Annotated in this window: 23 protein-coding genes, 2 tRNA genes and 1 pseudogene; 7 read left to right on the top strand and 19 right to left on the bottom strand. The window is 62.2% G+C overall.

Annotation, left to right across the window (positions count from 1 at the left end):
• Positions 1 to 28: 28 nt before the first annotated feature.
• The 7 genes from typA to ABR989_RS13000 all read right to left on the bottom strand — a co-directional run bounded on the left by typA (position 29) and on the right by ABR989_RS13000 (position 6502).
• Positions 29 to 1876, bottom strand: a complete 1848-nt coding sequence (gene typA, locus ABR989_RS13030) for a translational GTPase TypA (protein WP_428129219.1) — start codon at positions 1874 to 1876, stop codon at positions 29 to 31.
• A 132-nt stretch (positions 1877 to 2008) separates the two neighbouring features.
• Positions 2009 to 2557 carry a DUF2939 domain-containing protein gene (locus ABR989_RS13025; protein ID WP_428129218.1) on the bottom strand — a complete coding sequence of 183 codons (549 nt, stop codon included), beginning with the start codon at positions 2555 to 2557 and terminating at the stop codon, positions 2009 to 2011.
• 43 nt (positions 2558 to 2600) lie between these two features.
• The gene (pgl, locus tag ABR989_RS13020; protein ID WP_428129216.1) at positions 2601 to 3344 is read right to left on the bottom strand and encodes a 6-phosphogluconolactonase; all 744 of its coding nucleotides are present in this window, start codon (positions 3342 to 3344) and stop codon (positions 2601 to 2603) included.
• A gap of 82 nt (positions 3345 to 3426) precedes the next feature.
• Positions 3427 to 5457, bottom strand: coding sequence for a transketolase (tkt, locus tag ABR989_RS13015; protein ID WP_428129214.1), 2031 nt, complete (start codon positions 5455 to 5457; stop codon positions 3427 to 3429).
• Between the two features lie 122 nt (positions 5458 to 5579).
• Positions 5580 to 5948: a hypothetical protein gene (locus ABR989_RS13010; RefSeq protein WP_428129212.1), complete on the bottom strand. Its 369-nt coding sequence runs from the start codon at positions 5946 to 5948 to the stop codon at positions 5580 to 5582.
• Between the two features lie 104 nt (positions 5949 to 6052).
• Positions 6053 to 6253, bottom strand: coding sequence for a type II toxin-antitoxin system HicA family toxin (locus ABR989_RS13005; RefSeq protein WP_428129209.1), 201 nt, complete (start codon positions 6251 to 6253; stop codon positions 6053 to 6055).
• Complete coding sequence (locus ABR989_RS13000; protein WP_428129207.1) at positions 6254 to 6502, bottom strand: DUF1902 domain-containing protein; 249 nt, start codon at positions 6500 to 6502, stop codon at positions 6254 to 6256.
• A 732-nt stretch (positions 6503 to 7234) separates the two neighbouring features.
• Here ABR989_RS13000 and fabF point away from each other — a divergent pair.
• From fabF to ABR989_RS12985, 3 genes are read left to right on the top strand one after another with little or no spacing between them, the layout of a single operon-like run.
• Positions 7235 to 8491: a beta-ketoacyl-ACP synthase II gene (fabF, locus tag ABR989_RS12995; protein WP_428129204.1), complete on the top strand. Its 1257-nt coding sequence runs from the start codon at positions 7235 to 7237 to the stop codon at positions 8489 to 8491.
• Between the two features lie 10 nt (positions 8492 to 8501).
• The gene (locus tag ABR989_RS12990) at positions 8502 to 9479 is read left to right on the top strand and encodes a beta-ketoacyl-ACP synthase III (protein ID WP_428129202.1); all 978 of its coding nucleotides are present in this window, start codon (positions 8502 to 8504) and stop codon (positions 9477 to 9479) included.
• Between the two features lie 26 nt (positions 9480 to 9505).
• Positions 9506 to 10471, top strand: coding sequence for an ArsA family ATPase (locus ABR989_RS12985; protein ID WP_428129200.1), 966 nt, complete (start codon positions 9506 to 9508; stop codon positions 10469 to 10471).
• A 54-nt stretch (positions 10472 to 10525) separates the two neighbouring features.
• Here ABR989_RS12985 and ABR989_RS12980 read toward each other — a convergent pair whose 3' ends face one another.
• On the bottom strand, positions 10526 to 10879 hold the full coding sequence (locus ABR989_RS12980) for a hypothetical protein (protein WP_428129198.1): 354 nt from the start codon (positions 10877 to 10879) through the stop codon (positions 10526 to 10528).
• Positions 10880 to 12195: 1316 nt separating this feature from the next.
• On the opposite strand from ABR989_RS12980, the gene ABR989_RS12975 reads away from it, so the two are divergent.
• Together ABR989_RS12975 and ABR989_RS12970 are read left to right on the top strand one after the other, a co-directional pair.
• Positions 12196 to 14145 carry a methylmalonyl-CoA mutase family protein gene (locus tag ABR989_RS12975; RefSeq protein WP_428129197.1) on the top strand — a complete coding sequence of 650 codons (1950 nt, stop codon included), beginning with the start codon at positions 12196 to 12198 and terminating at the stop codon, positions 14143 to 14145.
• Positions 14142 to 14624, top strand: a complete 483-nt coding sequence (locus ABR989_RS12970; protein ID WP_428129194.1) for a hypothetical protein — start codon at positions 14142 to 14144, stop codon at positions 14622 to 14624. The genes ABR989_RS12975 and ABR989_RS12970 overlap by 4 nt, the downstream gene beginning before the upstream one ends.
• 143 nt (positions 14625 to 14767) lie before the next feature.
• On the opposite strand, the gene ABR989_RS12965 is transcribed toward ABR989_RS12970, so the two are convergent.
• The 9 genes and pseudogenes from ABR989_RS12965 to pgsA form a co-directional block, all read right to left on the bottom strand.
• Positions 14768 to 15136, bottom strand: coding sequence for a DUF5615 family PIN-like protein (locus tag ABR989_RS12965; RefSeq protein ID WP_428129191.1), 369 nt, complete (start codon positions 15134 to 15136; stop codon positions 14768 to 14770).
• On the bottom strand, positions 15117 to 15338 hold the full coding sequence (locus ABR989_RS12960; protein WP_428129256.1) for a DUF433 domain-containing protein: 222 nt from the start codon (positions 15336 to 15338) through the stop codon (positions 15117 to 15119). Before ABR989_RS12960 ends, ABR989_RS12965 begins: the two co-directional genes overlap by 20 nt.
• 106 nt (positions 15339 to 15444) lie before the next feature.
• Positions 15445 to 15520: transfer RNA gene (locus ABR989_RS12955), tRNA-Cys, on the bottom strand.
• Between the two features lie 102 nt (positions 15521 to 15622).
• Positions 15623 to 16309: an SOS response-associated peptidase gene (locus tag ABR989_RS12950; RefSeq protein WP_428129188.1), complete on the bottom strand. Its 687-nt coding sequence runs from the start codon at positions 16307 to 16309 to the stop codon at positions 15623 to 15625.
• Between the two features lie 19 nt (positions 16310 to 16328).
• Complete coding sequence (locus ABR989_RS12945) at positions 16329 to 17507, bottom strand: acetate/propionate family kinase (RefSeq protein ID WP_428129185.1); 1179 nt, start codon at positions 17505 to 17507, stop codon at positions 16329 to 16331.
• A gap of 10 nt (positions 17508 to 17517) precedes the next feature.
• Complete coding sequence (pgm, locus tag ABR989_RS12940; protein ID WP_428129182.1) at positions 17518 to 19182, bottom strand: phosphoglucomutase (alpha-D-glucose-1,6-bisphosphate-dependent); 1665 nt, start codon at positions 19180 to 19182, stop codon at positions 17518 to 17520.
• A gap of 82 nt (positions 19183 to 19264) precedes the next feature.
• Positions 19265 to 19498: pseudogene (locus ABR989_RS12935) on the bottom strand (phosphoketolase family protein); the annotation flags it as partial.
• Between the two features lie 85 nt (positions 19499 to 19583).
• Positions 19584 to 19659 (bottom strand) — tRNA-Gly (locus ABR989_RS12930).
• 52 nt (positions 19660 to 19711) lie between these two features.
• Complete coding sequence (pgsA, locus tag ABR989_RS12925) at positions 19712 to 20293, bottom strand: CDP-diacylglycerol--glycerol-3-phosphate 3-phosphatidyltransferase (RefSeq protein ID WP_428129179.1); 582 nt, start codon at positions 20291 to 20293, stop codon at positions 19712 to 19714.
• A gap of 236 nt (positions 20294 to 20529) precedes the next feature.
• Between pgsA and nadB the strand changes: the two genes are divergently transcribed.
• Together nadB and ABR989_RS12915 are read left to right on the top strand one after the other, a co-directional pair.
• On the top strand, positions 20530 to 22161 hold the full coding sequence (gene nadB, locus ABR989_RS12920) for an L-aspartate oxidase (protein ID WP_428129177.1): 1632 nt from the start codon (positions 20530 to 20532) through the stop codon (positions 22159 to 22161).
• 29 nt (positions 22162 to 22190) lie between these two features.
• Positions 22191 to 22784, top strand: coding sequence for a 2-hydroxychromene-2-carboxylate isomerase (locus ABR989_RS12915; protein WP_428129174.1), 594 nt, complete (start codon positions 22191 to 22193; stop codon positions 22782 to 22784).
• A 163-nt stretch (positions 22785 to 22947) separates the two neighbouring features.
• Here ABR989_RS12915 and ABR989_RS12910 read toward each other — a convergent pair whose 3' ends face one another.
• Both ABR989_RS12910 and clpA read right to left on the bottom strand, forming a co-directional pair.
• Positions 22948 to 23154, bottom strand: a complete 207-nt coding sequence (locus tag ABR989_RS12910; RefSeq protein WP_428129172.1) for a type II toxin-antitoxin system HicB family antitoxin — start codon at positions 23152 to 23154, stop codon at positions 22948 to 22950.
• Between the two features lie 73 nt (positions 23155 to 23227).
• The gene (gene clpA / locus ABR989_RS12905; RefSeq protein ID WP_428129254.1) at positions 23228 to 25546 is read right to left on the bottom strand and encodes an ATP-dependent Clp protease ATP-binding subunit ClpA; all 2319 of its coding nucleotides are present in this window, start codon (positions 25544 to 25546) and stop codon (positions 23228 to 23230) included.
• Between the last annotated feature and the right edge of the window lie 16 nt (positions 25547 to 25562).

Below are 25562 nucleotides of genomic sequence, written 5' to 3'. Positions count from 1 at the left end.
GGCGCCATCCGCCCGGCTCACGAAGCGGTCAGTTGCTTTCGGCCATCTCCGCCGGCGGCGCGTCGATGTATCCCGCACGATGCTTGTTCCTGAGCGCCGTCTTGAGCACGCGGTTGCGCAGCCGGACCGACTTCGGCGTGACCTCGACCAGCTCTTCCTCGTCGATCCATTCCAGCGCCGCATCCAGCGTCGGAATCCGTGGCGGCGAAAGCCGAATCGCTTCGTCGTGGCCCGACGCGCGCATGTTGCTGAGCTTTTTTTCACGGCAAACGTTGACCGGCAAGTTTATCTCACGGGCATACTCGCCGACGATCATCCCTTCGTAAACCGGCTCGCCGGGTCCGACGAAGAATATCCCCCGCTCCTGCAAATGGAAGATCGCGTACGGCGTGGTGACGCCCTCGCGATCGGAAATCATCGCCCCGTTGGCGCGCGAACGTATCGTTCCCGACCACGGCGCGTAGCCGTTGAACAACGTATTCATCAGACCGTTGCCGCGGGTATTTTCGAGAAATCGGCCGCGAAACCCGATCAGGCCGCGCGCCGGAATGTCGTATTCCAGCCGTACGCGGTTGCTCGCATGGGTAACCATCGTGCGCATCTTGCCCTTGCGCGCCGAGAGCATCTGCGTGACCACGCCGATACATTCCGACGGGATGTCGATCACCAGCATCTCCATCGGCTCGAGTATCTCGCCGCCGGTCTGCTTGGTGATGACGGTGGGCTTCGAGACCTGCATCTCGTAGCCTTCGCGGCGCATGGTCTCGACAATCACCGCGAGCTGCAATTCGCCGCGGCCCATCACGCGCCAGGCGTCAGGCGTCAGTTGCTCGACGCGAGTGCTCACGTTGCGCCGCGCTTCGAATTCGATTCGCTCGCCCAGCTTCCGCGAGGTGACGAAATCTCCTTCGCGGCCCGCCCACGGCGAATTGTTCACCGAGAAAGTCATCGCCACGGTCGGCTCGTCGATGCGAATCGGCGGCAGCGGACGCGGGTTCTCGAGGTCGGCGATCGTTTCACCGATCGCGATGTCCTCGACGCCCGCCACGATCACTATCTCGCCCGCGCTGGCGGTTTCACGTTCGACGCGCGTGAGCCCCTGCCATCCGTAGATGTGGGCGACCTTGCAGACCACCGTCTTGCCGTCGCGCCGGCATAGCGAATAGTTCTGCGACGCCGTCATCGAGCCGGCGACGATTCTGCCGACTGCGAGGCGGCCTACGTAATCATCGTAGTCGATATTATTGACCTGAAATTGCAGCGTCGCTTCGGGATCGACTTCGGGGCCGGGCAGGTGCGCAACGATCGCGTCGAACAGCGGAACCAGGTTTTCGCTCGGGACGTCGAGCCTGAGCGATGCGGTGCCGGCGCGCGCCTGCGTATAGAGCACCGGGAAATCGAGCAGGCTTTCGTTCGCGCCGAGGTCGATGAACAGATCGTACACCTCGTCGAGAACCTCGGGTGCGCGCGCGTCGGCGCGATCGATCTTGTTGATGCAGAGTATCGCGGGCAGGTTCCACTCGAGCGCCTTCTTGAGCACGAAACGCGTCTGCGGCAGCGGCCCCTCGCACGCATCGACCAGCAGCAACACGCCGTCCACCATCGACAGCGTGCGCTCGACCTCGCCGCCGAAGTCCGAGTGGCCCGGAGTATCGACGATGTTGATGCGCGTTTCACCCCACAGAATCGAGGTGTTTTTGGCCATGATCGTGATGCCGCGTTCGCGCTCGAGCGCGTTGGAATCCATCACGCGATCGATCACCTGCTCGTTGGCGCGGAAAACGCCCGACTGCCGCAGCATCGCATCGACCAAAGTGGTTTTACCGTGATCGACATGGGCGACGATTGCTAAATTTCTTATGTCTGGACGTCTCATTTTGCGCCGGATGCTAAAGCGCGGCCGAGCCCAACAGGTTCGCCCGCGCGTAAACTCTATTCTAGCCGTCGCTGGACGCGGAGTAAACGCAGGCGCCCGCCGGACCGGCGAAACATTCCCGTAACGCGCGCGTTAAGGCGCATCGAGGCGCTTTTGTCGGTCGCGCTCGAGTTTTTGCAGCAGTTGCTCGATGTTTTTGATTTCCGTAACGCGCCAATCGCCGTCCTCACCGCGCGCCATGAAAATTTTCCACTCCTGCCCCTTGTTGTCCTTGAAGTCCGTGAACGCGGTGTCGCCGTTTCGATGCAACAGCACGATCGAGGCCGCCACGGCCCCGCCGGGCATCTGCACCTCGCGCGCACCATCATCGACTTTCTGGACCGCCCACGCCCGCGTTGCCTGCGCCATCGGCTTGCTGAAAAGATCGATCGCCGCGTTACCGATCATCGCGCTTAGCGGGTCGCTGCCGCCCTGCTTCCGCACCATCTCGTAGCCCGCGTGCTTTACGACGCTTTCAAAATCGACGTATCGGGAAGCGCCGTCGCCGTCGCGCGCGTCTATGGCCTGCTTCATCCGGAGCACGGCCCAGCTCGGAGTCTGCGGCAGGTAAAACAGCCCCCAGCCGGCGACTGCGGCAACGATCAGGATCGCGGTGAAGTGGCGCAGTACGAATCGAAACATCGCGTCTATCCTTATGGCGCCACCGTGCAGAGGCCTGTCTGATTCAGCGCGGCGAAAGCAGGCTGGCGGCGGCTTTGTCGAGAAGCCAAATGACCTCGCCGCCTTGTGGCGCAACGATCTGCGCGGGAAACTTGTCCGGGTCTCGCGGCCCTTCCAGAACATCTTTCACCGCCGCCGCCTTACCCTGCCCCGCCACCAGGAACATCACGCGATGCGCATTGTTGATCACCGGCGGCGTGATCGTGAGGCGATTGCGCGGCTCGGCGTCAACCTCCACGGCAACCACCAGGCGCTGCGTTTCGTGAATCGCGGGATCGCCCGGAAACAGCGATGCAATATGGCGATTGTCGCCAAGCCCCAGCATCACCAGGTCGAAGCGCGGGAATTCGCCGTCGTCAAGGCCGAACCGTTTTCGCAATTCATCTTCGTAAGCGGCAGCCGCCGACGCCGGCGGGTCTTCGCCGCGCATCCGATGCACCTGATCCGGCCGGAGCGCGAGCTTGCTCAGCATCGTGCGATTTGCCATCGCGTAATTGCTCTCGGCGTGATCGGGCGGGACGCATCGTTCGTCGCCCCAGAAAAATTGCACTTCCTTCCAATCGACGCTCAGACGAAACCGCGTCGCAAGCAAGTCGTAGGTGGCGGCGGGCGTCGAACCGCCCGAGAGACAGAGCGTGACCTCACCGTGAGTGCAGATCGCCTCGCCGGTGATATGCGCCGTTTCTTCGGCGGCACGGACGTAGAGTTCCTGCGCGTCTTTCAGAATGATCAGTTTCGGTTGAGGCATACCAGTCCGTCCGGCAATGGAGTCGAGATCGCAAAGTTAGCCGACGACGCCTGGCCCGCGCCACATCGTTCTGTATTGCTCGCTAGCGCGCGAGCAATTTCAGCGCGCGCTCGACGACGTTGTCCACGGTGAAGCCGAAATGCTTCATCACCTCTTCGAACTTGCCCGACGCGCCGAAAGTCGTCATCCCGATAATGTCGCCGTCGAGTCCGACCCATCGGTACCATGACATCGGCGCACCAGCCTCGATCGCGAGCCGGCGTCGAACGCTCGGCGGCAGGACCGAGTCGCGATAGGCCTGGTCCTGCTTCTCGAAAATATTCTCGCTGGGCATGCTCACCACGCGCACCGACTTGCCCTTTTCTTCCAATTTCGCTTTCGCATCGACGACCAGCGACAGCTCCGATCCCGACCCGATCAGAATGATTTCCGGGGGCCGTCCGGCGCTCTCGGTCAGCACGTACGCGCCGCGCCGGAGGCCGCTGGCGGGCGCCATCTTCGTGCGATCGAGCGTCGGAACCTTCTGGCGCGAGAGCGCGAGCAGCACCGGGCCATCCGTGTGCGTCATGGCGGTGCGCCATGCCTCGACAGCCTCGTTCGCGTCGCCGGGGCGAATCACCGTGAGATGCGGAATCGCGCGCAGCGACGACAGATGCTCGATTGGTTCATGAGTAGGGCCGTCTTCGCCCACGCCGATTGAATCATGGGTGAAGACCAACACCACCTGGATTTCCATCATCGCCGCCAGCCGAATCGACGGCCGTGCGTAGTCGGTAAAACACAGGAAGCTCGAGCCGTAGGGGATGAAACCGCCGTGCAGCGCGAGGCCGTTGAGGATCGCGCACATGCCGTGCTCGCGGATTCCGAAATGCGGATTGCGGCCCTCGAAATGCCCGCGCTCGAAATCGCCGCCGTCCTTAACGTCCGTGAAGGTGGACTCGCTCAAGTCGGCGGAGCCGCCGAACAGGTTCCAGACTTTTTTCCCGATCGCCGCCGCGGCCTGCGAGGCGGATACTCGGGTTGCCAGCGAATCCTTGGGCGTGAAGACCGGAAGCTCGGCGTCCCATCCTTTGGGCAACTCTTTCGCCAGCGCCGCCTGGAATTCGGCGGCCGCGGCGGAATTTTTTTTGGCGTAGGCCTCGAACTTCGCGTTCCATGCCCTCTCGAGGTCCTCGCCGCGCTCGACGCATCGGCGGAAATACCCGAGTGCATCGTTGGGAACGAAGAATGGCGGCTCGGTCGGATATCCGTAGAATTCCTTGGTCAGCTTCACTTCTTCGACGCCGAGCGGATTGCTATGCGCGGCCGAGGTCCCCTGCTTATGCGGGCTGCCGTAGCCGATGATCGATCGGACCCGAATCAGCGACGGCCGTCCCGTCTCCGCGATTCCATTTTCGATCGCCTTCGACAGCGCCGCGAGATCGTTCGCATCCTCGACGACCTGCGTATGCCATTTGTAAGCGTCGAATCGTTTGCACACGTCCTCGTCAAAGCTGAGCTCGGTGTGCCCGTCGATGGTCACGTGGTTGTCGTCGTAGATATATACGATGTTGCCCAGCCCGAGATGACCCGCGATCGACGCCGCCTCGCTCGCGACACCTTCCATCAAGTCGCCATCGCTGCAAATGCCGAAGATGCGATGATCGAACAGCCCCGAATTATCGCGCTCGAAGCGTGCTTCGAGATGCTTCGCCGCCATCGCCATCCCAACCCCGTTGCCGAAACCCTGGCCGAGCGGGCCGGTGGTTGTCTCGACGCCTTCGGCCACGCCGTGCTCGGGATGTCCTGGCGTTTTGCTTCCGAGCTGGCGAAATTGCTTGATGTCGTCGAGCGAAAGGTCGTAGCCGGTGAGATAGAGCAGGCTGTAGAGAAGCATCGAGCCGTGGCCGGCCGACAGCACAAAACGATCGCGCCCGAACCACTCTGGATTTTTCGGGTTGTGGCGCATGAACCGCGTATAGAGCAGATAGCCGACCGGCGCCATCGCCATCGGCAATCCGCAATGCCCTGAGTTGGCCTTCTGGACCGCGTCGATCGTCAGCACGCGAATCGCGTTGATGCAGGTTTGGTCCAGGCTGGACCCGTTCACTTTGATTTGCGATGCAGTCGCCAAGATTTCACCACACGTGGTTGTTTTGGGGCGGTCACCAAATCCGCCGGCTTTGATTTATCATTTTAGTGGATTTTTTGAATCCGCCTGCGGGACGCGCGCGGACGCCAATTTCGAGGCCGCTGTCACCAATCTTTTTTGTCGTCGTCCTTGCTGTCGCCGGCTTTGTGACGCATCACGTCCACGATTGTCTTCGCGTCACCCTTGTGGCCGGCGCCGAGCGCGGCGGTGAATCGGTCCGCGATGAACCGCATCATCGCGCCCTCCTCCGGATCGAGCGTGCTGCCGAGATTAGCCAGCCGTTCCATCGCGATACGAATCGCGGCGATTGACCCGGCCATATCACCGCGCTCGCGGCATGCGAGCGCGTCGCGCAGGCCCTCGCGCACGCCGGCAATCGCGGGCCGCGCGCGCTCGCCGATCACAACCTCGAGTTCGCCGAGATTTTGCGCGAGTTTCGTGAACGGATCGTCTGCGGGATTGCTGAGCGGCACCGCTGGATTGTTTCATCCGCGCAAGTTTGGATGCAAGGCCGGCGTATCGCGCCGAACGCAACCGCCCGCGTCGGGACGATCGCGGCTGCGTGGCGGGGCTTCATTCAGCTGAATCGTTCATCGGCGATGCCAGCCTGCTTCAGCACTACATTGGCGAGATCGCGCGAACGGATGTTGGAATCGACGGGAAACTTATGCCCGTTAATGGGGCTGTACCAGATTTCGTGATCGCCCTTGCCGGGCCTGTCGTATCTACAGTGATGGCGCCTAAGAATTTTCTTAACGCGCGGCGTGTAGCCGGCCATTTACGCCGCGTCCGGTGGTTGAATCCGTTCCTTTCGGGGGTGGAAATTGAGCATGACCTCGATGTCGTGATTGGGCTCTAAACTAACGTCATTCAAGGCGAGTAGTTCTGGAATCAGCGTTTCAAGTTTCTCCCATAACGATTTGTCGTCGGGGGCTTCCGCGGCCAATCCGGGGATGTCATCGCTGTCTGCTACCCACATTTCAGCCTCTGCATCCCAAGTCACTTGAACGTTGAAACGATTTTGCATGAGGAACACCGTTGCGGCGTTTAAGGCGGTGGGCCGTGTCAGGCCGCGCCACCCCTGCTTTATGAAGCAAGCCTATCCCAAATGGCGTCCGTGCGGGAAGCTGGCGATCGCGGTTTCTCGACAGGCGGGCACTGTCCTAAAAGGCAACTGGCTGTCCTATGTGCGGGGCGTGAGTGTCCTGAGTTATGGCGCCATCATTTGGCCACCAGGGAAGCTTGACATTCCTGGTCCCGGTCCTGGTCCTGGGAGCGCTGGACTTGTATCTTCGGGACGGTATTCGGCACATGCCTTCGCCACATTTGCGGGCCAACATTCCGCCCTGCAAGTTTCCCGCGTCCCTTCTACGCAAGCGGCCTTTGCAATTTTTTGGCAAGCTTGGGTGTCACCTGCTTCGCACTGCTCGCGAAGTTTCGGGAGAGCGGTTTCGAATGCGGATGGTTGCTGCTGCGCGCATCCCGACAAAGCGAGAGCAACAACAGAAAGTATGACCGCAGTGTGCCGGAGATTCATGCGCGTCTCTCCTTTAGCCGCGCTCGCATGCCGCGAGTGTGGCGAACGTCTGCGGGATTGCTGAGCGGCACCGCTGGATTGTTTCATCCGCGCAAGTTTGGATGCAAGGCCGGCGTATCGCGGCGAACGTAATCGCGAGCATGGGGCGGGTGCGGATTCTCGACCGGCGCTGTCTTCTGGTAGATTATTAAGCCGCGAACTCGATGGAGGATGAGGGGCCCGATGAGACCGATGCTTGAGCGCCGCGTGGTGGTCACCGGAGTGGGACTGGTGACTCCGCTCGGAGTTGGAGTGGACAAGAACTGGGAAGCCCTGATGGCGGGGCGGTCCGGTATTGCGCTGATTACGCGCTTTGACGCCTCGGATTTTCCCGCCCGGATCGCCGGCGAAGTCAAGGATTTCAATCCGGAAGACTGGATCGAAAAGCGCGACGTCAAAAAAATGGACCCCTTCATCCAGTATGCGGTCGCGTCGGCCGAGCAGGCGATGCGCCAGTCCGGGTTCAAGATCACCGACGACAACGCCGACCAGGTCGGCGTGTTGATCGGCGTCGGCATCGGCGGCCTGTGCACGATCGAGGAGTACCACAAGGTCTTCATGGCCACCGGGCTGCGTCACATCACGCCCTTCTTCATCCCCAAGCTGATCGCCAATCTTGCGCCCGGCCAAATCTCGATTCGCTACGGAGCGCGCGGCGTCAATTTCACCGCTACCAGCGCCTGCGCGTCGGGCAGCCATGCGATCGGCGAGGCGTACCGCATGATCAGGCTCGGCTACCTGGACGCCGCGATCACCGGCGGCTCGGAGGCGGCAATCACCTCGCTCGGGGTGGGCGGATTCGCCGCGATGCGCGCGCTTTCGACCCGCAACGAAGAGCCCGAGAAAGCCAGCCGTCCATTCGACAAGGAGCGCGACGGATTCGTGATGTCGGAGGGGTCGGCGGCGCTGATCCTCGAGGAGCGCGAGGCCGCCATCGCGCGCGGCGCCAGGATCATTGCTGAAATCTGCGGTTACGCCGCCAACAGCGACGCCTACCATATCACCTCTCCTGCGCCCGAGGGACGCGGCGCGGCCAAGTGCATGCGCATGTGCCTCGAAGACAGCGATCTCGATCCCAACGAGGTCGATTATATCAACGCGCATGGCACTTCGACCGAGCAAGGCGATATCGCCGAGACTCAAGCGGTCAAGCGCGTCTTCGGTGAGCGAGCCGCCAAAGTTGCGATTAGCTCGACCAAGTCGATGACCGGGCACACGCTCGGCGCGGCCGGCGCAATCGAGTCGGTGTACACGGTCCTCGCGATCGATCGCGGGATGATGCCGCCGACCATCAACCAGGAATTTCCCGACCCCCAATGCGACCTCGATTACGTGCCCAACAAGGCGCGCCCCGCCAGGATTCGGATCGCGCTCAACAATTCATTCGGGTTCGGCGGCACCAACACGACGCTGGCCTTCAGGGCTGCCGTCCAGAGCTGACCGGTACGTCATGGGCTCAAGAATTGTCGCCACCGGACGGGCCGTCCCGCGCACCGCCCTGACCAACAAGGATCTCGAGCGCTACATGGATACGTCCGACCAATGGATACGCTCGCGCACCGGAATCGGCAGCCGCTACGCGATGCGCCAGGGCGAATCGCTGGCGGATATCGCGACCGACGCCAGCCGCACTGCCCTTGAGCGGGCGGGCGTCAAGCCGGGCGCACTCGACGCGATCATAGTCGGCACGGTTTCGTCGGAGTACGCGTTTCCGTCGCTGGCGTGCCAGATTCAGAAGGGCTTGGGCATTTCCTCGATGCCGGCCTTCGACGTTGCCGCCGCGTGCTCGGGCTTCGTGTATGCGCTTCAAGTGGCGGACGCACAGATGCGCGCCGGCGACTTCAAGCGCGTACTGGTGGTCGGGGCCGACGCGCTCTCGACGATGGTGGATTGGAGCGATCGCCGGACCGCGGTGCTGTTTGGCGACGGCGCGGGCGCGTGCGTGATGGTGACCGAAGCGGGAAATCGCGGAGTGCTGTCGAGCCTGCTGCGCTCGGCCGGCGAGCATTGGAACCTGCTCTCGCTCCGCTCCACTGGAATCCGCGCCACAATCGACTCGGAAGTGCGGCGATGCGCCGATGACGCGATTCAGATGAAAGGGCCCGAGCTTTTCAAAATAGCCGTCAAGCGAATGGAAGAAATCAGCCGGCTGGTGGCCGCGCGCGCCGGCGTCAAGCTTGAAGAAATCGACCTGTTCGTGCCGCATCAGGCCAACCTGCGAATTATGTCCGCGGTCGCCGAGCGGCTCGGGCTGCCGCCGGGAAAAGTTTTCACCAACATCGATCGTTACGGCAACACCTCGGCCGCGTCCGTGCCAATCGCACTCGACGAGGCTCTCGAGCAGGGGCGAATTCACGACGGTAATATCGTGATGCTGAACGCATGCGGCGGCGGCCTCACCTGGGGAGCGAATCTGATCCGCTGGTAACTTCTGGCTGGCTCCGCTTCTCTCCAATGCTAAACGAAATCCTCGCACGACGCGTGCTGATCGTGCTCGGCAAGGGCGGAGTCGGCAAAACTACCGTGAGCGCCGCGCTCGCCAAGCTCGCGACCATGTCTGGCGTGCGCGCCCTGATTATGGAATGCGACGCGCGGGCGCCGCTGGCCGCGACGTTCGCCGTCGCACCGTCGTTCGTGCCCACCGAGGTCGCGCCCAATCTCGCGCTCATGGCGCTCGACGGGCGCAGCGCACTCGAGCAATATCTGCGAACCGTCGTGCCGGGCCGGATGCTGCTGAAAGCGGTGTTCGCCAGCCGCCTCTATCAATTTTTCGTTCAAGCGGCGCCGGGGCTGCGCGAACTGATGGCGCTCGGAAAGATTTACCATGAAGCCGGGCTGACCGACCCCAAGCTACCCGGCCGCCGCATTATAGTCGTCGATGCGCCCGCCAGCGGCCAGGCGATGAGCCTGCTCAAGATGCCGACTGCCGCGCGCGCGACTTTCGGCGCCAGCATCGTCGGAGTGGAAGCCGGCAACATTTCGCGGATGATGCGTGACCGGCGGATTACCGCAATCATCCAGGTCACGACCGCGGACAGTCTTGCGATATCGGAGACTATCGAGACCTACGCCAATTTGAGCCGCATTCATCTCGCCCCGGCGGTCGTGCTTTTCAATCGAATGCCGCGATCCGAGTTCGACGCCGATGATATATCGGCGCTGATGAGCCGCCGCGGACCCCATTTGCGAAAGAAAGACCTCGAGCATCTCGCCGAGCTGGCAAAGTCGGAGCTCAATCTCGCCGCCGACGCGCGCAAGGCGGTCGCAAAAATCCGGGCCGAGACCGGGGCGCCGGTGTTCGAGATCGCCGAGCATGGCGGTCTCTCGGGAATCGATCTCATCGAATGCATCGCCGCCGAGCTTGAGCTTGCCCGCAATCGTGAAGATGAAACCACCGCCCGCGCGACGCATCGCCGCTGATCGCGGCCCGTCGGAGTACTGGCGTCATTTCAGCCCCGCTGACGGGAAGTGGCGTCATTTCGCTAGGCGCGGATCGTCGGACGCAACGCATTGAGAGTTGGAGTATTGAATCCAAAAGGTCCGCGCCTTTTCAAAGTTCTCGCGAAGTGTCCGCAAATTGTCCTCGCTTGGAGTAGCTTTCTGTTGAGCCAACGCATCTATCTTTTCATTCATCTCGTGGATTGTACGTACGCCCAAATCGGTCCGGCTATCACGCATTCGTTCGCACTCCTCGGCGCTGTCAAAGCTGCCAGAATCGGTCCATTGTAATAACGGGGCGCTGAGGTCGGGTGCGCCATTGTTTGGGCCGGGCGGCACCATCAGATGCCAGACCACAAGCGCGAGCGCGGCGGCGTGGCGGGGATTCATAGTCTCGCTTTTATCGCATACAGATGGCATCGTGAAATAGGTGGCCGAGCGAACGGAGTTTGCGGTTACCTCGCTTGGCGGAGAGGGCGCGGCCCGCGCGACGCATCGGCGCTGATCGCACGCCGTCGGGACAGTGCTCTAATTTGACTCCATGATCGAACGCTGGTAACTTTACCCTCTCCCCGGGCTTGGAGCCGGGTCCGATCCTGCGAAGCGGCTGCCGACCCGGCAAATAAATTTTGGCAGCTACTACAGGCCGCCGCGAAAGCGGCGCGAACTTCCAATTAATCCATCCAATTAATACAGAGGGGAGGCTTTAGGCCTCCCCTCTCCTATCTTTCGATCACAGAGCCGCTTCGATCAAATCGCCCATGCTCCACAGTCGGTCGCTGATGGCCGCCGCCATCGCTGGCGTAACGCGCAGCGTTTTATGAATCCGAACCAGATTATAGTGCGCGAAGTGCAGTGCGACCGCAGCCTGCGTGGCTACGGACAGTCGCGCTACGCGAGGCGAAAGCAGCCGCGATGTTGGCGCATCGCGCTGCGTTGGCTTAGGGGAAATTTAGTTTCCCCCTTGTGCCGATCCGCCAAACCGCTACCCTTTTATTCAGAGGGTGTGGATATGTTGCTTGTTGAAGATTACTTGGCGCGCTAAACTAGAATCAGAGCGAGGGAGGGACAGGCAGAGTGTGCCGCACGCCAGCGGCGCTACCGAGCCTGAGCCCTCGCTCCAACGGCGGTGGGGTGGGTGAATTGGTTCAAACCGCCCGACTTAGGATCAGGCATACCGCGCGAACGGCATCAAGGGTTCAAATCCCTTCCCCTCCGCCAACAGAAACGCTACGATAAATTAGAGCCGAGGCCCCTTTAAGGTTTGCGCGCCTCCGCCGATGCGTGCACCGGCGTTGTGGGCCTCGGTTCTCTTACTTTCCGCTTCCTGATCCACCCTGCATGGCATTGAACCTCACTTGTCTTAGTTCTCTTGACACCAAACAAGCACCAACAAGTCAATTACCAACTTGCCATAATTTACAGATTCACGTCAAGCAGGATAGTACATCCCTCGTATACATCCGTGTGCACGCTCCTGTATGCGTTCCTGTACACACCACTATCACGTACCAAGATCATGAGCATTGCAAGCCCGTGTTTGTCCGTTAGCCGATGCGAGATCACGGCGATCTTCTTGAGTTGGAGTGATTGCGATCTTGCCGGGCATGATTCTCCTTAATTTTCGCGGTCTTCCACAAATTAGGGCACTACCGCCGTCGGATACCGGCTGGAATCGCGGCGCTTCGGCAACTAACCTTGTGTCAATGCCCGAGCCCGGAAAAAAAACTCGCCCTGAGACCCGTGAACCGTGGATCATCCGCACCTACGCCGGCTTCGGCGACGCGCGCCAGGCCAACGATCGCTTCCTGGCAAACTTGAAGCAGGGCCAGCGCGGGCTTTCCATCGCGTTCGATCTGCCCACCCAAAACGGCTACGACCCCGACGCCCCGGTCGCGCGCGGCGAAGTCGGCGAAGCGGGCGTCTCGATTTGCCACTGGAACGACATGGAGCGGCTGTTCGAGGGAATCCCGCTTCAGTCGATCAATACCTCGATGACGATCAACGCGACCGCGCCGTTCATCCTGGCGCTTTACCTCGTCGTCGCGGAAAAGCACGGCGTGCCATGGACTGAGCTGCGCGGCACGACGCAGAACGATCTGCTCAAGGAATTCGTCGCGCGCGGCACGTCGATTTTTCACCCGGAGTTGTCGTTTCGCCTTTCCACCGAGTTGATTCGATTCACGGTCGAGCGCGTGCCTAACTGGAATCCGATCAACTGTTGCGGCTACCACTACATGGAGAGCGGCGCCGGTCCCGCCGAGGAAATCGGCTACGCATTCGGCAACGCGCTGCTGATTCTCGACGCGCTCCGCCCCAGGCTCGACGCGGCCGCGTTCGAGCAGACCATCCGCCGCATTTCATTTTTTATCAACAGCGGCATCGAGCTGGTCCCCGAGATCTGCAAGATTCGCGCGTACTTCAAACTCTGGCCGGAGCTTTGCTCTTCCGAATACGGCGTCGATAACGTCGCCTTTCGCGCCGGATGCCAGGTGCGCTCGCTCACGCTGACCGAACCGCAGCCCGAAGTTAACATCATCCGCATCGCGTACGAGGCGCTCCCGGTCGTCATCTCGGCCGACGCGCGCGTGAACGCGCTCCAGTTGCCCGGCTTTCGCGAGGCGCTCGCCATCCCCGACCAGTCCGAGCAGACGCTCAGCTTGCGCACCCAGCAGGTTCTGATGCACGAGACGGGACTCGCAGGCTATGGCGATATTTTCGAGGGCAGCAAAATTATCGAGAAGCTTACCGCCGAAACCGCGGCGCGCGCGCGCGAAATCGCCATCCGGTTGCGCGAGGCCGGCTACTCGCGCGCCATTTCAATAGTCAGCGGCGAACTGACGCGCCAGCTCGCGGAGCGTTACAGGAAAGTCGAGTCGGGCGAGATCGTGCAAATAGGCGTCAACGCGTTTACCGGCGAAGTCGGACTCACGCCCCCGTCCAAACAGAACACGGATCACGCCGCCGATGCGCTCAAGGAAAAAGAACGCATCGAGTCGATAAAAAAATGGCGCGCGGCGCGCGACCAGGCCGCCGTGTCGAAAGCCCGCGAGGCGCTCGAACGCGCCGCCGCAAATAACAACGACCGCGACCGCGGACTAATCGAGGCCACTATCGAGCTCGCCCGCGCGGGCGGCACCGTCGGCGAATGGACGGATTCGCTGGTGCGCGTCAGCCGCGGCCGCTATACGCCGCCGATTCTCGAAACCAGCGTCAGCGTCGGCGCGCTCAACGTGCCGGCTGCGCGGGCGGCACGCAAAATCCGCATCGCGCTGGGCAAGGCCGGCCTCGACGGACATATCAACGCGATAAAGCTGCTCGCACACGCGTGCATGCAGGCCGGGATGGAAGTGGTCCTCGCGGGATTCAAGCAGACGCCGGAGCAGATGGTTGCGACGGCGCTCGAGGAAGACGTAGACGTACTAGCGATCTCGAGCCTCGCGGGCGCCCACATGTCCATCGCACGGGAGACAATCGGCCTGCTGAAAAGTCGTGGCGCCGGCGACATAAGCCTCGTGATGGGCGGAATAATACCGCAAGCCGATCGCAAAGCGCTGCTCGAGCTTGGCGTCAAGGCGGTCTTCACGCCCAAGGACTCCAACCTCGGTGAGATCGTCGGCCGTATCATCGCGATCGCGGGTCCGGATAGGACATGAAAATTTTGAGAATTGGACGATACTTCTCGATCGCCGCGACGATTGCGATGCTGATCGCAAGCCCCGCCTTCGCGGTGGAGGCGCGGCCGTGGCTATGCCGCGATAAGCCGGTGTTCTCGTACAATCGCTCGATGGAATACCAGGTGACCGCGCGGCCTGGACGACAATGGCGAATTTTCTTCATGCAGTATTCGCCGGACGCGGCGCACGACGGATTCGATATCGTCAACTCGCGCGACATCGCGACGCGCGGCGATCCAGTGGCCGGGAATCTCGCGGCGGGCAGATATTTCGCGGTCGCTCTTTACCGGGGATCGGGCGGCCATTGGATATGTCCCGACTACACACACGACGACCGCGATTCAAAACTGGGCGAATTAAGCAACCTCTGTTACGGCGAAGACGGCCCCCCCTGCCTCGTCAAGCTACAGGTGAAACCCGACCACCACCTGGCTCAGCCGTCCTCCCCCGCCCCCTAGAACCGCCCCGCGTGAAGATAACTGGAGGCGGCGATCGGATTCGAACCGATGCATGGAGGTTTTGCTCCCCCGCCCTGAAACTTGATCAGAGCAAGCAGACGGCTGCGAGCGGTCCCACGGCGTTCCCTCGGTATCCCCTTTTATCAGGGCTGCTCGGTTGGGAGTTTCTCCCAGGGGCGCAGCCTTCCGTCGTCGAATACCTCGAAGAGCGTCTGACGCCAATCGCAAGAGAAGTACTCGCGAACTGCCTTGAGCCAAATCTCGACGCGTACCGCTATCGGCTGACTTTGGGTTACCCGCGAGACTATGACACGCGAGCGAGAGAGTGACAGGTCAAGGAACTCCTGGTCATGCGTCAGCAAGAGAAGATCCTCGGAGTTCAGCCGATCAACGATGTCACGATCGGGCGCGCCACGCAGGCCAAGCAGGATGATGTGATCGACCTGATGCCCCTCTTCCTGCAACCTACGCAGCAGTGCTAGCGGGAAATTTTCATCGAGAAGGATTCTCATCCGAGCTTCCCACGGCCGGCGGCAAATGCGCCGCCACGTGAGCGGCGTAACGGAGAGCCGCGGTGATTTGCTCGCGAGAGATTCGGTGCTCCGCCTCGATCTCCTCAGCGGAAGCTCCGGAGGCTAGATCGCCAAGAATCGTCGCAACATCGATTCGGGTCCCGGCGAGGCAGGGCTTTCCGAAACGAACTGCGGGATCCATCGAAATGCCTGGAAAGACTTCCATCCTTGCGCCTCCTGCGCTTGGAAAGAAGCTACCACAGATTCAGCACTGTGTCGTTCCCCTGGCGTTGTCATGGGAAGATACCTGGAGGCGGCGATCGGATTCGAACCGATGCGTGGAGGTTTTGCAGACCTCTCCCTTAACCACTTGGGTACGCCGCCCTGTCGTAGTCGCGACCGGACCCAATCAACTATCACGCGCGCGAAACCGCATCAATTGAGCATCCGTCCGCCTGGCCACTTCGGATCGACAGACTCAGTGCCTCAGTGGAAAAGCTGTCCGGCGGGCTCCAGCAGATCCGGCGAATCGTTACGTACATTGTTGATCTTGGGCGAGACCGGAGTCGCGATCAGCAAGTCAGCCGGCGCGGGAACCAGCAGCCGCTTGAGCGCAAGCGGATCCGGCGCGCGCGGGTCCATCCAGTCGTCGGCGTCGCGATCGGCCAGTATCACCGGCATCCGATCGTGATACGGCGCGACCACGGCGTTGGCCGCCGTCGTCAGAATGGTGAACGTCGTCTCCCACTCGCCCTGCTCTCTCTGCCATGCCTCGTAAAGTCCGGCGAACAGGACGAGCCGGCTATCCTCGCGATGGAACCAGGCCGGCTGTCGCGCAGTCTTCGGCCCGGTCCATTCGAAGAATCCGTCGGCCGGCACCACGCATCGCCGCTTACGGAACGCGTCGCGAAATGCGGGCCGCGCCTCGACCGTCTCCGACCGGGCGTTGATGCACTTGGCCGCCATGCTGGCGTCTTTCGCGCCACTTTTGGCCAAACCCCACCTGGCGGGAATCGCTTCGCGATTTTCGTACTTGATCCTGACTATGAAATGTTTCTGCATCGGCGCGACGTTGTAGCGCGGCCGATAATCGACAAACGAGTCCGCCGGGACGCCGAGCTCGGCCGCCAGCGAATTGCCGTCGCGGCGCGTGATTGTGAATCGTCCGCACATAGGCCAGCAAATAGTTGGGTCAGCCGGCGGGAAATACCAGCCGCGCCGCGTGCCGCGCGACCATTAAATTTTCATTGGTGGGGATGACCCGCACGCGGCATCGGCTGTCAGCGGCGCTGATCGTGTCCTGGTTGGAGCGGTTGCGCTGAGGATCGATCGCAAGCCCGAGATGCGCCAGCCCCTGGCAGGCTTCCGCGCGTACCGCGGCGGCATGCTCGCCAATCCCGCCGGTGAAGACGAGCAAATCCAAGCCGCCGAGCGCGGCTGCCAGTGCGCCAATCGCTTTTCTAATCTGATAGCAAAACATCTCGATCGCCTCTGCCGCATCCGCGTTCGATCCCCGCGCGTCCAGCAATGTCTTCACGTCGGAACTGAGTCCTGAGACTCCGAGCAACCCGGACTTCAGATTCACGAGCCGGCTTAGTTGCGCGGCGTCGTAACCCTTGCCCTCGAGCAGATAAAGAATCACGCCCGGATCGAGATCGCCCGGCCGCGTCCCCATCATGAAGCCGCCCGCCGGCGTGAATCCCATCGTGGTGTCGAGCGGACGGCCGTTTTCGACCGCGACCATGCTCGCCCCGTTGCCCAAGTGCGCGATTATCAGGCGCGGCGGGACGTCGGTTCCCAGAGCTTGCATGATGTACTCATAAGAGATCCCGTGAAAGCCGTAGCGCCGCACTCCAGCGTCCCATAGTTCGCGCGGCAACGGGAAGCGCTCAGCTCGCGCGGGCATTCCACGATGAAACGCGGTGTCGAAGCACGCGACCTGCGGAAGTTTCGGATGCCGCGCGGCAACCGCCTCGATACCTTCGATTCCTCCCGGCATGTGCAGCGGTGCGAATGCGATCAGCCGTTTCAAATCGGCGATCAGAGCGGGCGTGACGATCTCCGGGGCGGCATGATGCGCGCCGCCGTGGACGAGTCGATGTCCCACCGCGTCGAGGCGCGGCAGCTTCAAGCGCTCGAACTCCTCGAACAGCGAATCGACGGCGACTTGCGGGCGCGCAAGCTCGCGATCCGATTCGGCGATCGAGCGGCCGTTGGCGTCGCGGACCCTGATTTTACCGCCGCTCGAGCCGATCCGGTCCGCCACGCCTTCGGCCACAACCAATTCGGCGCCGCTGGAAACCGAGTACAGCGCGAACTTGCACGACGACGAACCGACGTTGATGCAGAGTATGGTGTGAGGAGCCGGCAAGCCTGATTCCTCAGTTGCCGCCGGTCGATTCGGCCTGCTTGAAGACTCGCGCGATGAGTTCCTGCGCCTCGGCCTGAATCCGATGCAGATGATCGACCCCGCGAAAACTCTCCGCGTATATCTTGTAAACCTCTTCAGTGCCCGACGGACGCGCCGCGAACCATCCGCTCTCCGCGATCACCTTGATTCCGCCGATTGCCGCTCCGTTGCCGGGCGCAACGGTCAATGTTTTGAGAATTTTCTCACCCGCAAGTTCGCGCTCATTCAGTTGCCCGGGTGTCAGCTTCTTTAGAATTTCCTTCTGCGCGAGCGTGGCAGGCGCGTCGATGCGCTCGTACGCTGGCGCACCGAACTCACGCGTCAAGTCATCGTACGTCGCGCCGGGGTCGCGGCCCGCGCGCGCGGTCATCTCGGCCGCAAGCAAGCCGAGGATGAGTCCGTCCTTGTCTGTGGTCCACACGGTTCCATCGGTGCGCAGAAATGACGCGCCGGCGCTTTCTTCGCCGCAAAATCCGACCGAACCATCGATCAGCCCGTCCACGAACCACTTGAAGCCGACGGGAGTCTCGACGAGCTTGCGTTCAATGCTCGCCGCGACGCGATCGATCATGCTGCTGCTCACCACAGTCTTGCCGACCGCCGCATCTCTGCGCCAGCGGGTGCGATTGCGAAACAGGTATGAGATCGCAACCGCAAGATAGTGATTCGGATTCATCAGTCCGCTCGAGCGAGTGACTATTCCGTGCCGGTCCGCATCGGTGTCATTGGCAAACGCGACGTCGAAACGATCGCGAATCACAAGCAAGCGCGTCATCGCGTACTGCGACGAGCAATCCATCCTGATCTTCCCGTCCCAGTCGGCGGTCATGAAGCGAAATGCCGGATCGACCACGTCGCTGACCACCGTCGCCTTGATTCCGTACTTTTCGATCACCGCCGGCCAGTAGCGCACCGCCGCACCGCCGAGCGGATCGATTCCGACCCGCACGCCCGTGGCGCGAATCGACTCCATGTCGACGACGTTGCCCAAGTCGCCGACGTAGGCGCCGATGTAATCGTGCTTATGAAGCGTCGCGGCGTTGCGCGCCCGCTCGTACGGAACGCGCAGCACCCCGGCGAGGCCGGCCTTGAGAAATTCGTTGGCCGTATTCTGAATCCGATCGGTGACGGCGGTATCAGCCGGGCCGCCGTTGGACGGGTTGTACTTGAAGCCGCCATCAGACGGCGGATTGTGAGACGGCGTGATCACGATCCCATCCGCCAGCCCGCTCTTGCGGCCGCGATTGTAAGTCAGGATTGCATGCGATATCGCCGGCGTCGGCGTGTACCCGCCCTCGCTATCCACCATCGTCTCGACCCCGTTGGCAGCCAGCACTTCGAGCGCACTGGCGAACGCCGGGACCGAGAGCGCATGCGTGTCCATTCCGAGATAGAGCGGACCGTTGATATTCTGACTTTTGCGGTAGAGGCAGATCGCCTGGCTGATCGCCAGGATGTGCGCTTCGTTGAACGCGGTGTCGAACGAGGAGCCGCGATGCCCCGAGGTGCCGAACGCGACTCGTTGCGCGGGATTGCCGGCGTCGGGCTTGCAGGCGAAGTAAGCGGTGATCAGACGGGGGATATCGACGAGCTGCGATTGATCGACAGGTTTTCCGGCCAGTGGGCTTACTTTCATCAGATTAATCCGGAGTCCATTTCCAGTTGCGAATCGCAGGCATGTCTTCGAAAGCCTCGACTATGTATTTGCGGTGGGCGTCGAGCGCGTTGGCGTCGTGCTCGCGAATCAGCCGGTTGAGGTGCACGTAGATAAAGTTTTGTCCCGGTGAGGTCCCCCAATGGCCGAGCAGGCGCGGCTTGATGTGGTCGGGCCGCAGAGGCTCGCGCAGCAGAGGATTCGCCATCAGGTAGATTTGGCCGACGGTCAGGTAGTTGGACGCCCGCCAGTAGGCGTCGATGAGAGAAAACTGCTCGTCTGAGAGCGGTTCCGACATAGAGAAGAGACCTCATCCCCCGGTGTGATATGCGTCGATTCACAAGGGGTGCATAGCCGGGCGAGGCCGTCCATCGCGATTTACATGGAGCGGGTGATCGGTTTCGAACCGACGACCTCGTGCTTGGCAAGCACGCGCTCTACCAACTGAGCTACACCCGCTCTCCAAACCGGCACGACGAATCCACTTGATTATCCGGCGCGGGAGCGTCTGTCAAATCGCCGCCCGCTTACCCGCCGCAGTCACCGGCTTTGGACGCAGCGCCGCGACCACGCGCACGTAGTAATCGACGCACGACCACACACTCACGGCCATCGCGATCCACAGCACGAACATCCCGGCGGCGAAGAAGTCGACGTGCAAATACGTGTAATGAATCAGCAGACCCTGAATCGCGATCGACTGCAACGCCATCTTGTACTTGCCGAGCTCCTCGGCGCCCACGATTAACCCCTCGACCGCGGCGACCGCCCGCAGTCCCGTCACCATTATTTCGCGCGCCACCAGCACGACCACCATCCACGCCGGCACGTGCGGCGTTCGCGTCATCCCGGCGAGCATGATCAGCGCCGTCGTGACGACCAGCTTGTCGGCCATCGGATCGAGAAACTTGCCGAGCGTGGTGACCGAGTCGTAACTGCGCGCGAGGTAGCCGTCGAAATAATCGCTGACCGTTGCGATGAAGAACACCCCGGCCGCAAGCCACGAAGCGGCCGGCCCGCTGTGCATCAGGACCCAGACCAGGATCGGCGCGGTCGCTATCCGCAGCAGCGTGACAATATTTGGCGGCGTCATCGGCACGGGCTTGGCCTATCGGGGGCGCGACGAACTGTGAAGCGGAGTTTTCGTTTTTCGTTTTTCGTTTTTCGTTGTTCGTTGCGATCCGCACCTTCGAGAATATTTGAATCGGATCAAGGTGGCAAATCGCAGCCGCTCGATCGCCTTGACTGGCCGAGCGCAGACCGAGTAGCGTCATTTTGACACAACGCGCGCTCCTCGATTCACCCCGCGGGCGCGCCCGAGGCCACCTGATGAGGCATAATGCGCAACTGTCCAGCGACTTCCTGGTAATCGGCGGCGGCATCGCGGGCCTGACCTTCGCGATCAAGGCGGCCGAAGCGGGCACTGTCACCGTTCTCACCAAGGCCGGCAGTTCCGAGGCCAACACCGCTTACGCGCAGGGCGGTATCGCCAGTGTGTGGAGCGTCGACGACTCGTTCGAATCGCATATCGAGGACACGCTGCGGGCGGGCGCCGGCTTGTGCGATCGCGCCGCGGTCGAGACCATAGTTCGCGAGGGTCCCGAGGCGGTGCGCGAATTAATCCGGCTCGGCACTCGCTTCACCCGGGTTGAGACCGGCGGACCCGACGACAGCGAACTCGAGTACGACCTGGGTCAGGAGGGTGGGCATAGCCATCGCCGCGTGCTTCATGCGCAGGACCTGACCGGCCGCGAAATAATGCGTGCGCTGACCGAGGCCGCTGCCGCGCGGCCCAACATCCGCACTTTGGAAAATCATGTCGCGATCAATCTGCTGGTCGAGACTGCCACCGCGGGAAAGCCGGGCGCATGCTGGGGCGTCTATGCGCTCGACCGCAACACTCACGAAATCCGCAAAGTGATTTCGCGCGCCACGATGCTGGCGACAGGCGGCGCCGGCAAGGTCTATCTCTACACCACCAACCCCGACATCGCGTCGGGCGACGGTGTCGCGATGGCGTATCGGGCGGGCGCGGCGGTCGCAAACCTCGAGTTCTATCAGTTCCATCCCACCTGCCTGTATCATCCCGCCGCCAAGTCCTTTCTCATCTCGGAGGCGCTTCGCGGCGAGGGCGCGATTCTGAAATTGCCCGACGGCACCGCGTTCATGAAGCGCTACCATCCGGACGCCGAGCTGGCGCCGCGCGACGTGGTTGCGCGAGCGATCGATTCCGAGATGAAGCGTCGCGGGCTGGACTTCGTGTATCTCGATTTGAGCCATCGCGACGCCGATTTCATCCGGCGGCGGTTCCCGACTATCTTCAAGCGATGCTTGAGCTTTGGATATGACCTGACCAAAGGACCAATCCCGGTGGTGCCCGCGGCGCACTATATGTGCGGCGGCGTGCAGACCGATCTCGACGGACGCAGCTCGATTCCGCGCCTGTACGCAGCCGGCGAGGTCGCGATGACCGGGCTGCACGGCGCCAACCGGCTCGCGTCGAACTCGCTGCTCGAGGCCGCCGTGATGGGCCGGCGCGGGTTTACCGCGGCGCGCGAAATCGTCGCGTCGGGAGGCGGCGCGCCGCCCGAGTTTCCCGAGTGGGATCCCGGGCGCGCGATCCGCAGCGAGGAGCGCGTGATGATCACGCAGAGCTGGGACGAGATTCGCCGCCTGATGTGGAACTACGTCGGCATCGTGCGCAGCGACCGGCGACTCGAGCGCGCGCTTCGGCGCATCGAGATGATCAAGGACGAGATCCACAGCTACTACTGGGACCACCTGCTCGACGCCGACACGATCGAGTTGCGCAACCTGGCAAAGGTCGCGGAACTGGTCGTGCGATCCGCGATGAGCCGGCGTGAGTCGCGCGGCTTGCATTACAACATCGATCATCCCGAAACGGGCGGCCCCGAATGGGTCCATCCGACGATACTGCAAAAGCCCGCGGATCAGATCTGAAAAAAGTCCCGCGCCGCGAAATCGATCTCATGCAAGCGAAGGAAGTGAAGATGTACTCGGACTACAAGAGTCCGTTCGCCTACCTCGCATTCGATCCCGCCTTCGCCCTCGAACAGCGATTTCGGATTCGCATCCGATGGATTCCGTTCCAGCTTCGAATCAAGGGCAAAGGCGAGCGCAGTCTCTACTCCGAATACAAGGCGCGATACTCGTATCTCGACGCGCGGCGATGGGCCAAGCCGCGCGGCCTGGTGATTCGAGGGCCGTTGAAAGTTTACGACACGACGCCGGCGCTGATCGGCGGCCTCTTCTCGCAGCAGCACGGCCGCCTGCTCGATTACAGCCGTCGAGTGTACGAGATGTTCTTTCGCCGCGAACTCGAGGCCGACGAGCCCGACGCGGTCGCGGACGTAGTCGCAAGTCTCGGCATGTCAGCCGACGACTATCGCAAATATCTCTCGGGCGAGGGCGCCGTCGCCTATCAGCGCGCTCAGGACGAGGCCGCCGCCGACCACGTCTTCGGCGTGCCGATGTTCTTCTTCGACGGCGAACCGTTCTGGGGCCACGACCGCCTCCCGATTCTCGAGCGTCGCCTCACCGAGGCAGGACTGGCCGCGGATTAAATCACGCCACCGGCGCGGGCTGGCGGGCCGCATTCGGTTCGTACGAAAACTTAAGCTTGTCGCCGTCGAGATCCGCCGTCGCCTTCCCGCCCTTCGTCAGCTGGCCGAACAGCACCTCGTCCGCGATTCTAGCTTAGACGGCCGGCGCGCGTTAGGGCGCAGTTCACTCGCGATCGAAGGGCTCGACTTCAAGCGGTTCTCCGCGCGCGGCCTTCTCTTCGATAATCAGTTCGATGACCTCGCGGAGATTCTCCCGCAACTCATCCATCGTGGCCCCCTGGCTGTGAGCGCCGCTCAGCCCCGGAACCGTACCCACGTACAATTTCGCGTCAGGGTCAAATTCGACGTAAGCTGTGAAGGTGCGTTCCACGAGGTTGGTCCTCCTCACCTGTCTGACGCCCAGCTTACACTTTTCGACTCAGGGCCGCACGCACGGTTGACGATCACGCCACCGGCGCGGGCTGGCGGGCCGGATTCGGCTCGTACGAAAACGCGAGCTTGTCGCCATCGAGGTCCGCCGTCGCCTTCCCGCCTTTCGTCAGCTGGCCGAACAGCACCTCGTCCGCGAGCACCCGCGCGATCTCGTTCTCGATCAACCGCCCCAGCGGGCGCGCGCCGAAGCGCGGATCGTGACCATGCTCCGCCAGCCATTTCTTCGCCGCCGGCGTCACGATGAGCGTGACCTTCTGCTTGTCGAGGCGCTCCTGCAATTCCGCGATGAACTTGTCCACCACCCGTTCCATAACCGGCGGACTCAGCGGAGCAAATTCGATCGTCGCCGACAGCCGGTTTCTGAACTCCGGCGCGAACATCCTCTCGAGCACGCCCTTGGGGTTTCCCTGGCCGGTTCCGCCGTGGAAGCCAATCATCGCGCGCGACAGTTCTTGTGCGCCGGCATTCGTCGTCATCACGAGGATCACGTTGCGGAAATCCGCCTTGCGCCCGTTGTTGTCGGTGAGCGTCGCATGATCCATCACCTGCAACAGGATGCTGAACAAATCGGGATGCGCCTTCTCGATCTCATCGAGCAGCAGCACGCAATGCGGCGTCTTGTTGATCGCGTCTGTGAGCAATCCGCCCTGGTCGAAACCGACGTATCCCGGCGGCGCGCCGATCAAGCGCGAAACCGTATGCCGCTCCATGTACTCGCTCATGTCGAAGCGAATGAATTCGACGCCCATCACTTTGGCGAGCTGGCGCGCGACTTCGGTCTTGCCGACGCCCGTCGGTCCGGCGAACAGAAACGCACCGACCGGCTTGTCGGGATGGCTCAGCCCCGAGCGCGCGAGCTTGATCGCGCGCGCCACCGAGTTGATCGCCTCATCCTGGCCGAACACCGCCTGCTTCATGTCCTCGTCGAGCGTCTGCAGCCGTCCGCGATCGGTCGCCGACACCGTGCGCTCCGGGATCTTCGCCATCCGCGCGACCGTCCGCTCCACGTCGCGCGTGCCCACCGTCACCGGTTCCGTCGTCCCCGCGCCGCGCAAATGCCCCGCGACTCCCGCCTCGTCCATCACGTCGATCGCCTTGTCGGGCAGGAACCGGTCGTTGACGTATCGCGCCGATAGCTCGACCGCCAGTCTGATCGCCGAATTCGTGTAGCGGACGTTGTGATGCTTCTCGTAGTACGACTTGATGCCGTTGAGAATCTGAACGGCCTCGTCCTGCGTCGGCTCGACGACGTCGATTCGCTGGAAGCGCCGCGCCAGCGCCTTGTCCTTGTCGAACGAGCGCTTGTATTCCTGGTAAGTCGTCGATCCGATACATCGCAGGTCGCCGGACGCGAGTGCGGGCTTGAGCAGGTTGGACGCATCCATAGTCCCGCCGGAAGCCGCGCCGGCGCCGACTATCGTGTGGATTTCGTCGATGAACAAAATCCGCTTCGAGTCGCCGACCACCGCCTTGATGACCGCCTTCAGCCGCTGCTCGAAGTCCCCGCGAAACCGCGTCCCCGCGAGCAGCGCGCCCATGTCGAGCGCGTAAATCTCGACGCCCTTGAGCGCGTCGGGCACGTCGCCCTTATGAATTGCCAGCGCGAGTCCCTCGGCCAGCGCGGTCTTGCCGACCCCTGCCTCGCCCACGAACACCGGATTGTTCTTGCGCCGGCGCAGCAGCACGTGCACCGCGCGCTCGAGTTCTTTCTTGCGGCCGACGAGCGGATCGATTTTTCCGTCCGCCGCGCGCTTGGCCAGGTTGATAGCGTAAGTGTTGAGCGCCTTCGACGGCGACAGCTTGCGCTCGCCTTCTTCGTCGCCGCCTTCGTGTTCGTGCCCGTCGTGATCGACCGAGTCCTTGTCCGATTCCTCGCCGTCCTCGTCGTCTTCCGCGCCCGCCTTCGAAACCCCGTGCGAGATAAAATTGATCACGTCGAAACGCGTGACGCCCTGCTCTTGCAGAAAGAAAATCGCCGGCGATTCGGTTTCATGGAACATCGCGACCAGCACGTTACCGCCCGTGATTTCCTGCCGCCCCGCCGATTGCACGTGCAAGGCCGCCCGCTGCAGCGCCCGTTGCACCCCGATCGCGTAGCGCGGCGACACTTCCTCGCCCTTGGGCATCCGCTCGACCTGCTCGTCGAGGTAATGCGCCAGCTTGCGCCGCAGTGAATCCAGATCGGCGCCGCAATGTTTCAGAATCGTGGTCGTCGTCACGTCGTGGAGCATCGCGAACAGCAGATGCTCAAGACACACAAACTCGTGACGCCGGTTGACGGCTTCGCTCATCGCGAGTTGCAGCGTCACCTGCAGTTCGCGGCTGATCATGATGTTGTTATTCGAC

Source organism: Binatus soli (SeqCode), assembly GCF_050015535.1.
Lineage (GTDB): Bacteria > Desulfobacterota > Binatia > Binatales > Binataceae > Binatus > Binatus soli.
Note: the sequence above shows the minus strand (reverse complement) of the source record. Positions and strands in the feature narration are given on the sequence as shown.

What these genes read in the sequence shown, in the direction of transcription:
- ABR989_RS12950 (WP_428129188.1), bottom strand. Translation starts at nt 16,309, where the DNA reads ATGTGCGGACGATTCACAATCACGCGCCGCGACGGCAATTCGCTGGCG.
- pgm (WP_428129182.1), bottom strand. Translation starts at nt 19,182, where the DNA reads ATGAAAGTAAGCCCACTGGCCGGAAAACCTGTCGATCAATCGCAGCTC.
- fabF (WP_428129204.1), top strand. Translation starts at nt 7,235, where the DNA reads ATGAGACCGATGCTTGAGCGCCGCGTGGTGGTCACCGGAGTGGGACTG.
- ABR989_RS12975 (WP_428129197.1), top strand. Translation starts at nt 12,196, where the DNA reads ATGCCCGAGCCCGGAAAAAAAACTCGCCCTGAGACCCGTGAACCGTGG.
- ABR989_RS13005 (WP_428129209.1), bottom strand. Translation starts at nt 6,253, where the DNA reads ATGGCCGGCTACACGCCGCGCGTTAAGAAAATTCTTAGGCGCCATCAC.
- ABR989_RS12915 (WP_428129174.1), top strand. Translation starts at nt 22,191, where the DNA reads ATGCAAGCGAAGGAAGTGAAGATGTACTCGGACTACAAGAGTCCGTTC.
- clpA (WP_428129254.1), bottom strand. Translation starts at nt 25,546, where the DNA reads ATGATCAGCCGCGAACTGCAGGTGACGCTGCAACTCGCGATGAGCGAA.
- typA (WP_428129219.1), bottom strand. Translation starts at nt 1,876, where the DNA reads ATGAGACGTCCAGACATAAGAAATTTAGCAATCGTCGCCCATGTCGAT.
- pgl (WP_428129216.1), bottom strand. Translation starts at nt 3,344, where the DNA reads ATGCCTCAACCGAAACTGATCATTCTGAAAGACGCGCAGGAACTCTAC.
- pgsA (WP_428129179.1), bottom strand. Translation starts at nt 20,293, where the DNA reads ATGACGCCGCCAAATATTGTCACGCTGCTGCGGATAGCGACCGCGCCG.
- ABR989_RS12985 (WP_428129200.1), top strand. Translation starts at nt 9,506, where the DNA reads ATGCTAAACGAAATCCTCGCACGACGCGTGCTGATCGTGCTCGGCAAG.
- ABR989_RS12970 (WP_428129194.1), top strand. Translation starts at nt 14,142, where the DNA reads ATGAAAATTTTGAGAATTGGACGATACTTCTCGATCGCCGCGACGATT.
- ABR989_RS13025 (WP_428129218.1), bottom strand. Translation starts at nt 2,557, where the DNA reads ATGTTTCGATTCGTACTGCGCCACTTCACCGCGATCCTGATCGTTGCC.
- ABR989_RS12965 (WP_428129191.1), bottom strand. Translation starts at nt 15,136, where the DNA reads ATGAGAATCCTTCTCGATGAAAATTTCCCGCTAGCACTGCTGCGTAGG.
- ABR989_RS13000 (WP_428129207.1), bottom strand. Translation starts at nt 6,502, where the DNA reads ATGCAAAATCGTTTCAACGTTCAAGTGACTTGGGATGCAGAGGCTGAA.
- nadB (WP_428129177.1), top strand. Translation starts at nt 20,530, where the DNA reads ATGAGGCATAATGCGCAACTGTCCAGCGACTTCCTGGTAATCGGCGGC.
- ABR989_RS12990 (WP_428129202.1), top strand. Translation starts at nt 8,502, where the DNA reads ATGGGCTCAAGAATTGTCGCCACCGGACGGGCCGTCCCGCGCACCGCC.
- ABR989_RS12960 (WP_428129256.1), bottom strand. Translation starts at nt 15,338, where the DNA reads ATGGATCCCGCAGTTCGTTTCGGAAAGCCCTGCCTCGCCGGGACCCGA.
- ABR989_RS12980 (WP_428129198.1), bottom strand. Translation starts at nt 10,879, where the DNA reads ATGAATCCCCGCCACGCCGCCGCGCTCGCGCTTGTGGTCTGGCATCTG.